This window comes from Sphingomonas sp. S6 (assembly GCF_043498045.1).
Taxonomy (GTDB): domain Bacteria; phylum Pseudomonadota; class Alphaproteobacteria; order Sphingomonadales; family Sphingomonadaceae; genus Sphingomonas.
In genome coordinates, this window is sequence record NZ_JBIEOE010000032.1 from 1 (window position 1) to 6,781 (window position 6,781).

Consider the following 6,781-nt stretch of genomic DNA (forward strand, 5'->3'; position numbering starts at 1 on the left):
TGGCCACCGAGACGCCGACGCCGGGGTGGGGCCTCGGCCCCACCCCGGCATACACCGTCATCTACACCGGGAAATTACACCACGACCGCGGACGCTACCTGCGATCCAGCACCTGCACGATCGGATGATCCAAAACCGAAGCCGTCTGGTCGCCCAAGCTCCGGCAAGCAACGTCGCAGCGGCCGGCGAACCGCAATGATGCCGATGGCGGCCGCTGATCTGTATGGCGACGTACCGCCACTGCGCCGATCGACGTGGCGCGATTTTGCGCCAGGTCTGGTCGTGGTGGGGCTAGGTACGTTAGCGGCCGGCTTTCTTTCGGAGCATTACGGCGCGCCGCTCACGCTCATGGCGCTGCTGCTGGGGCTGTCACTGAATTTCCTGTCGAGCGATAAGCGACTGTCGACCGGATTGGCGTTTGCTTCGCAATCATTATTGCGATGGGGGATCGTGTTTGTCGGTGCTCGCGTAACCGGTGCGCAGATCGTCGGCCTTGGCCCGGTTGCGCTGTTGAGTGTCGTTGCCATTGTCGCGGTCACGATTTGCATAGGGGTGCTTGTCGCCCGTCAGACCGGTTTCGACACCAGCTTCGGCATTCTCGCCGGCGGTGCGGTCGCGATTTGCGGCGCGTCCGCTGCGATGGCGCTTGCGACGACCCTTGGGAGCCGCAGGGTCAGCGAGACGCAACTCACCATCGTCCTGGTCGGCATCGCGGCAATGAGTGCATCGGCGATGGTGCTGTATCCGATCGCGGCGCACGCAATGCATTTCTCGGATGTTCGCGCTGGCTTTCTACTAGGCGCGTCGATCCACGACGTCGCCCAGGCGCTGGGCGCAGGCTATGGCTATTCTGATGCCGCTGGACAGATCGCCGCGATCGTCAAGCTCACCCGCGTCGCGTTGCTGGCCCCCGTCCTAGCGCTGGTTGCCGTTGTTCTTCCGGGTGAACCGGGGGCGGGGCGGGTTCCTAAATTGCCCTGGTTCGTCGCCGGCTTTTTCGCGATGGCCGCTGTGAACTCGCTGGGCCTGATACCCGCTGTGGTCGCTACGGCTTCCGGTGGCATCGCGACTGCGTGCCTCGCGGCCGCAGTCACCGCAACGGCGATCAAGTCGCCGTTGCCAAAGTTGCTGGAGACCGGCGCACGGCCAATATTGGTTATCGGATTGGCGACTCTCACCGCCTTCATCTTAGCCCTTGCTGCTGCTTTGCTGGTCGCCGCCTAGCTTACCAGGAGGGGCGGAATTGACCTTCCAGACTATGGTCGTCTCCCGGATACCAGAAACGGCCGAGGGTCACCGGGATCGTACCGTTCCATGTGCGGCGCTCAACGACGAGGCAGGCGTCATTTTCGGTCAAAGCAAGATGGGTCGCTACCATCGCCGTGGCTCCGCGTGCGGAGATTGAATGTCGCGCCTCGGTCCACGGCACATTGGCCAGCAGCCATTGGCCGGGACTGACGTCCTCCAGCGGCTGACAGGTAATTTTCGGAGCGGCGTCGACGTTGACGAGCCGTTCCTCAAGCTGAAACGGGCGACCGTCGGACAGATGAAGGCACAACATCCGGATCGTCGGCGTTGTTGGTGCGAGCTCGAGCTCGGAGCGCAGTGGCGACTCGTCCGGCACCATGCCGCATTCGAGAAGACGATAGCCATAATGCCCGCCGGTCCGCTGTACGGCGCTCGCCGCATCCCAGATCTCGAAGACCGGCCGTTCACGCGCACGGGCGGTGACGACCGTTCCCACCTTGGGGCGCCGTTCGACCAGGCCCTCGCTGGCGAGGCTCTGTAGCGCCTTGTTCACGGTCATGCGTGCTGCGGAATAATAGCTTGTGAGGAAGAGTTCGGTTGGAAGGCGCATGCCAGCGGGCCACTCCCCCGTCAGGATGGCCATTGCGAGCGATCGGCGGATTTGCAGCCAGACCGGGCCTTCGCCGTCCAGCGGTGGAATTCGAACGTCGCCAGAGCCCTGATCGGAGCAGACCCGTTCTTGTACGTCAGTGAGCATCCATGCTCCCAAGCTTGGCCGTTTCTGCACGTCGCGGCATCGGAACAAGGCTGCCTCATTCCCGCTCCGGCGGCAAACCCGACGCAGTTTTTATTTCATGCGCGTGACGGTTTCCCGCTTGACGGTAGGCCTTACGCGAGCCAGTCTATTTTGACTATACAAATAAGAAAAAACGAGCAGGAAGGAATAAACCACCAAAAAGGGGGGTATATTGATGCGTCTTTCACTCGGCACGGCAGTGATCCGGACATCTTCGATCGCGATCGCCATTTGCCTGTCCACGCCTTCATTCGCCAACGAACTGCCAGCACCTGCGGGGGCTGGCAAAGTTTCGGGAGATGCCCCAGTCGTGGCATCTCCCGGAGCGGCAGCCGTCCAGACCACCACGCCAGCGGCGCAATCGTTGCAGGACGATGCGTCGAAAGAGGAGATCACCGTCACGGGCTGGCGCCTGCGCGAACTCGACAAGGCGACCAGCACGTCTAGCAGGCTCGGTCTGTCGATCAGGGAGACGCCGGCGACCATAGATCAGATAGGTGCTGACGAAATCCTGACACGCGGTTTCCGCACCGTCGAGGAAGCAACCGTCAGCCTACCCGGCGTCATCTCCGGCGGTTCGCCCGGCGATCCATCACTGTTCTCGATGCGCGGGTTCACCGGCGAACAGATCACACTGCTGCGTAATGGCCTGTATCTCGGGCCGGCGAACATGATCAATCGCCCGGGCAATACCTTCAACATCGCAAGCATCGACGTGCTGAAGGGGCCGGCGTCGGTTCTCTACGGTCAGGGTGCCGTGGGCGGCGCGGTCAACACCGTCAACAAGATCGCCGACTTCAAGGCGGACAGCGCGCAGGCGCTCGCCTCCTATGCCAGCTTCGACACGGTCAGCCTGGGCGTCGGCGGCAACAAGGTGTTGAGCGACAGCGTCGCTGCGCGCCTCGACGCCAGCTATCATCGCACCAGCGGCTTCGTCGACCGGGCGGGTTCCAACTCGCTGAACATCACCGGCGACATCGTCTATCACCCGACGGACTCGCTCTCGGTCGAGCTGAACGTCGACTACCTCAAGGACAATCTGACCACCTATTACGGCACGCCACTCGTGCCTGCGTCATTCGCGACCGATCCAATTCGAGGGATCATCCAGACCGCCGACGGCCAGGTAATCGACCGGCGTATGCAGTTCACGAACTACAATGTCGGCGATAACCGGGCGAGCAGCTGGCAGGTCTGGCCACGGCTCGTCGTCAACTGGTCGCCGTCCGACGCGCTGACGATCACCAACACCGCCTACGCGTTCCATGCCGAGCGGAAGTGGATCAATGCGGAGAATTACGTCTTCAACCCGACGACCCGGCTGATCGATCGCGATCGGTTCTTCGTGTTCCACAACCAGGATCTGGTCGGCGACCAGTTCTCGGTCGCTTACAAGCAGCAGCTCTTCGGCCTCGATAACAAGGTCGTTGTTGGCGTAGATTACAGCCACCTCGACTTCATCCGCAGCCGCGGCTTTCCCGATGGCGACAGCGTCGACCCGTTGCGGCCGACGCCCGGCTTGTTCGGTCCGCTCGTAGCCCGGGTGAGCCCGACCCGGTGGGACCAGCTGGCGCTGTTCGGCGAGGATGTGCTGAGCCTCACACCCTCGCTGAAGCTGGTGACCGGGCTGCGCGGCGAATGGCTCTATCTGACGCGTGAAAACTTCAACGTGAACGGCAGCTTCAACGCCGCGTCGAGCTTCCGACGGACCTACAAGCCGGTCAATTACCGTGCCGGCCTCGTCTACGACCTGTCGAAGCAGGTGACGGCCTATGCGTCCTATACGACCGGCAAGGATCCGGTCGGCGCCAACATCTTCCTGGTCAACGCCAATCAGAATTTCGGCCTGAGCAGCTCGCGTCAGTACGAGGCCGGCATCAAGGCCGATCTGATGGGCGGTCGGGGATCGGTGACGCTGGCTGCCTATGACATCAAGCGTCAGAATATCCTGACCCAGATCGCGATCGATACGATCAGCAACGTCGGGGCGCAAACGTCGCGTGGGCTCGAGCTGTCGGGCGAATTGAAGGTCACTCGCAACTGGACGCTGATCGGCAGCGGCACCTATGTCGATGCCAAGTACGAGAATTTCGTCGATCCCAATTACGGGGTGAACGCATCGGGTAACCGCCCGGCAAACGTCCCGATGTGGACAGCGAAGTTCTGGACGACCGTCCGGCACATCGGCGGCCTGCCGCTCGAAGCGGGCGGGGGCGTGAACTATATCGGCGAACGTTTCGGCAATACCGCCAACAATCTGGTGCTCAAGCCCTATGCGCTGGGCATCGCCTATGCGACCTATGAGGTCAATCCGAACCTCTCGGTCACCGGTCGTGTCAACAACCTGTGGAACAAGACCTACGCACAATGGGCGGACATCTACTATCCCGCCCAGATCCAGCTTGGCGAGCCGCGCCGTATCGAGGTCAGTGCGCTTGTCCGCTTCTAACGTCAGACATCGCAAGGAACAGGTGACCAAACAGCTGGCGTGGTTTCATCGCTGGCTCGGGATCGTCACCTGTCTCGTGTTCGCGCTGTGGTTCGCGAGTGGGGCGGTGCTGCTGTTCAAGCCGTTCCCCTCGCTTCCCCGCGGCGATCAGCTGGCGCTCGAACGCCCGGTGGCGTTTCCCGCGGTCAGGGCGTCGCCGGCCGAAGCGATGGCGGCAGTGCGAGGAGGGGCAGCGCTGCGACTCGTCCAGCGTGGCGCAATCCCCGCCTATATTGTGGGAACCGAGAAGGGGGCGGTGCCGGTCGATGCACGCAGTGGCGCGCTGCTGCCTCTGATCGCTCCGGCCGAGGCTTCCGCGATCGCGACACGCCTCGGCGGGGCTGCGGCAAGCGCAAGTCCGGCGTTCGATTACGACCAATGGATTGTCCACAACCGGTTCGATCCGCTCCGGCCATTCTATCGCCTCGACCTGCACGATGCGGGCGGGACGCAACTTTATCTGTCGGCGCGAACCGGTGAACTGGTGCAGCGGACGACGCGCTGGGATCGCGGATGGAACTGGGTCGGCGCGGTGCTGCACTGGGCTTATTTCACGCCGATCCGCTCCAGCTTCACGCTATGGGACCGGACCGTCTGGATCCTGTCGCTCGTGGCGCTGCTGGTCGCGGTGGCGGGAACGATCCTTGGCGTGATCCGGACCCTGGCCGCCAGGCGGCAGCGCAAGCCCGCGCTGACCTTCTACCGGTTGCGTTGGATGCGGTGGCATCATCTGCTGGGGTTGTTCGCCAGCATCTTCGTACTGACCTGGATTCTCAGCGGTTGGCTGTCGATGGATCATGGCCGCTTGTTTTCGCGCGGTCATGCCTCGGAGGTGGCGCTCGCCCGGTACGAGGGACAGTCGCTTACGGACGCCATGAAGGTCATTCGGCCCGAGACGTTCGTGCGCTACGGACAGAGCCGTGAACTGTCCTTCTCGGTGGTCGGTGGCAGTGCGATCGTCACCGCATGGCAGCCGGACGGCACGGTGCGGCGGAGGCTTGCCGACGGTGCGCCGCTCGACACCGGCCGGGTCACGGAGTTTGCCCGACGCGGGATTGCCGCCGCATGGCCGGGAGCCCCGGTTGCGTCACCGGTCCAGATCCCCTCGACCGATACCTATGCACTCGCCGAAGGGTGGCCCACCTCCGCGCTGTTGTTCGCCGGTGTGCCCGGAACACGGCCGGACATCGTCGTGAACGGAACTGACGGCCAGATCCTCACCGTGCTCGATCGGAGTCGCAAGGCTTATGCATGGGTCTACTACGCCCTCCACACCTTCAACTTCCCCGGGCTGACCACGCATCCGGTCCTGCGCCAGATCTTGGTCCTGATCCCGCTGCTGTTCGGCTTTGCCTTCGGCATCACAGGCGTGGTCATTGGCTTTCAGCGCATGCGCAAAACCTTCTTCCCACAACGGAGAATGACATGAACGACAAGCTCTTCCTGATGAAGCCGGGCTTCACCAACGCCGGCCTCGGTCCGTTTTATTGCGGGGATTCAGTTCCAGTCGAAGGCCTGCTCGGGTTCTTCCCTGAACTGCGGGACAAGCTCGATGTAACCTATATCGATTTCCCACGTCCCCGGCAGGGGATCGTCGATCTGGTCGGCGAAGGGAACCAGTCGGTGCCGGTACTGGTGCTCGGCGACGACGCGAGCGTCCCGGCAGGTGTGGACGTGAAGGAGGCCGAAGGTCACCGCTTCATCGACGATGAACGCCATATCCGGCAGTATCTGTCGGCTCGACACGCGCTGCCGACGGCCGGTTGATGACGCGGGTGCGATCCGGGTGAAGCACCTTGGATCGCACCCGACGAGCACGGGAAGACCATCAATATGACGGTCGACGAGCAATATGACGTCGTCATCGTTGGTGCCGGTCACGGTGGCACCCAAGCCGCCATCACGCTGCGCCAGGCCGGTTTTGGCGGCAGTATCGCACTGCTGAGCGAGGAAACGGAACTGCCGTATGAACGGCCACCGCTCTCGAAGGATTATCTTGCCGGTACGAAGTCGAGCGATCGGATATTGATCCGCCCGGCACGCTTCTGGCCAGAGAAGAGCATCGATCTTATACTGGCGACCAGGGCGGTCCGGGTCGATCCAGACACAAAGATCATTCACTGTTCCGATGGACGAGCGATCGGCTACGGCTGTCAATCGGCGTCCAAAAAGGACCCCCTATCGGCGTCCAAAAGGGACCCCCTTCGCCGAGCAGCATAACGGGTATGACGGGTGCGCCGTTCGCGCTG

6 protein-coding genes are annotated in these 6,781 nt (G+C 62.7%); 5 read left to right on the plus strand and 1 reads right to left on the minus strand.

The window, feature by feature from the left end; all coding sequences use genetic code 11:
- The first annotated feature begins 195 nt into the window (after window positions 1-195).
- The gene (locus ACGVWT_RS18860; RefSeq protein ID WP_394427759.1) at window positions 196-1,224 is read left to right on the plus strand and encodes a YeiH family protein; all 1,029 of its coding nucleotides are present in this window, start codon (window positions 196-198) and stop codon (window positions 1,222-1,224) included.
- A 1-nt stretch (window position 1,225) separates the two neighbouring features.
- On the opposite strand, the gene ACGVWT_RS18865 is transcribed toward ACGVWT_RS18860, so the two are convergent.
- A complete protein-coding gene (locus ACGVWT_RS18865) occupies window positions 1,226-2,005 on the minus strand; it encodes a UTRA domain-containing protein (protein WP_315462531.1) in 780 nt (259 codons plus the stop codon).
- A gap of 349 nt (window positions 2,006-2,354) precedes the next feature.
- On the opposite strand from ACGVWT_RS18865, the gene ACGVWT_RS18870 reads away from it, so the two are divergent.
- From ACGVWT_RS18870 to ACGVWT_RS18885, 4 genes are all read left to right on the plus strand, one after another.
- The gene (locus ACGVWT_RS18870) at window positions 2,355-4,493 is read left to right on the plus strand and encodes a TonB-dependent receptor (RefSeq protein ID WP_315462532.1); all 2,139 of its coding nucleotides are present in this window, start codon (window positions 2,355-2,357) and stop codon (window positions 4,491-4,493) included.
- A 22-nt stretch (window positions 4,494-4,515) separates the two neighbouring features.
- Window positions 4,516-5,961: a PepSY domain-containing protein gene (locus tag ACGVWT_RS18875; RefSeq protein WP_394427762.1), complete on the plus strand. Its 1,446-nt coding sequence runs from the start codon at window positions 4,516-4,518 to the stop codon at window positions 5,959-5,961.
- Complete coding sequence (locus ACGVWT_RS18880; protein ID WP_315462534.1) at window positions 5,958-6,299, plus strand: DUF3088 domain-containing protein; 342 nt, start codon at window positions 5,958-5,960, stop codon at window positions 6,297-6,299. Before ACGVWT_RS18875 ends, ACGVWT_RS18880 begins: the two co-directional genes overlap by 4 nt.
- 66 nt (window positions 6,300-6,365) lie before the next feature.
- Window positions 6,366-6,752, plus strand: a complete 387-nt coding sequence (locus ACGVWT_RS18885) for an FAD-dependent oxidoreductase (RefSeq protein WP_315462535.1) — start codon at window positions 6,366-6,368, stop codon at window positions 6,750-6,752.
- The last annotated feature ends 29 nt before the right edge of the window (window positions 6,753-6,781 follow it).

Coding starts and splice junctions, on each gene's coding strand:
- ACGVWT_RS18860 (WP_394427759.1), top strand. CDS start 196: ATGATGCCGATGGCGGCCGCTGATCTGTATGGCGACGTACCGCCACTG.
- ACGVWT_RS18865 (WP_315462531.1), bottom strand. CDS start 2,005: ATGCTCACTGACGTACAAGAACGGGTCTGCTCCGATCAGGGCTCTGGC.
- ACGVWT_RS18880 (WP_315462534.1), top strand. CDS start 5,958: ATGAACGACAAGCTCTTCCTGATGAAGCCGGGCTTCACCAACGCCGGC.
- ACGVWT_RS18885 (WP_315462535.1), top strand. CDS start 6,366: ATGACGGTCGACGAGCAATATGACGTCGTCATCGTTGGTGCCGGTCAC.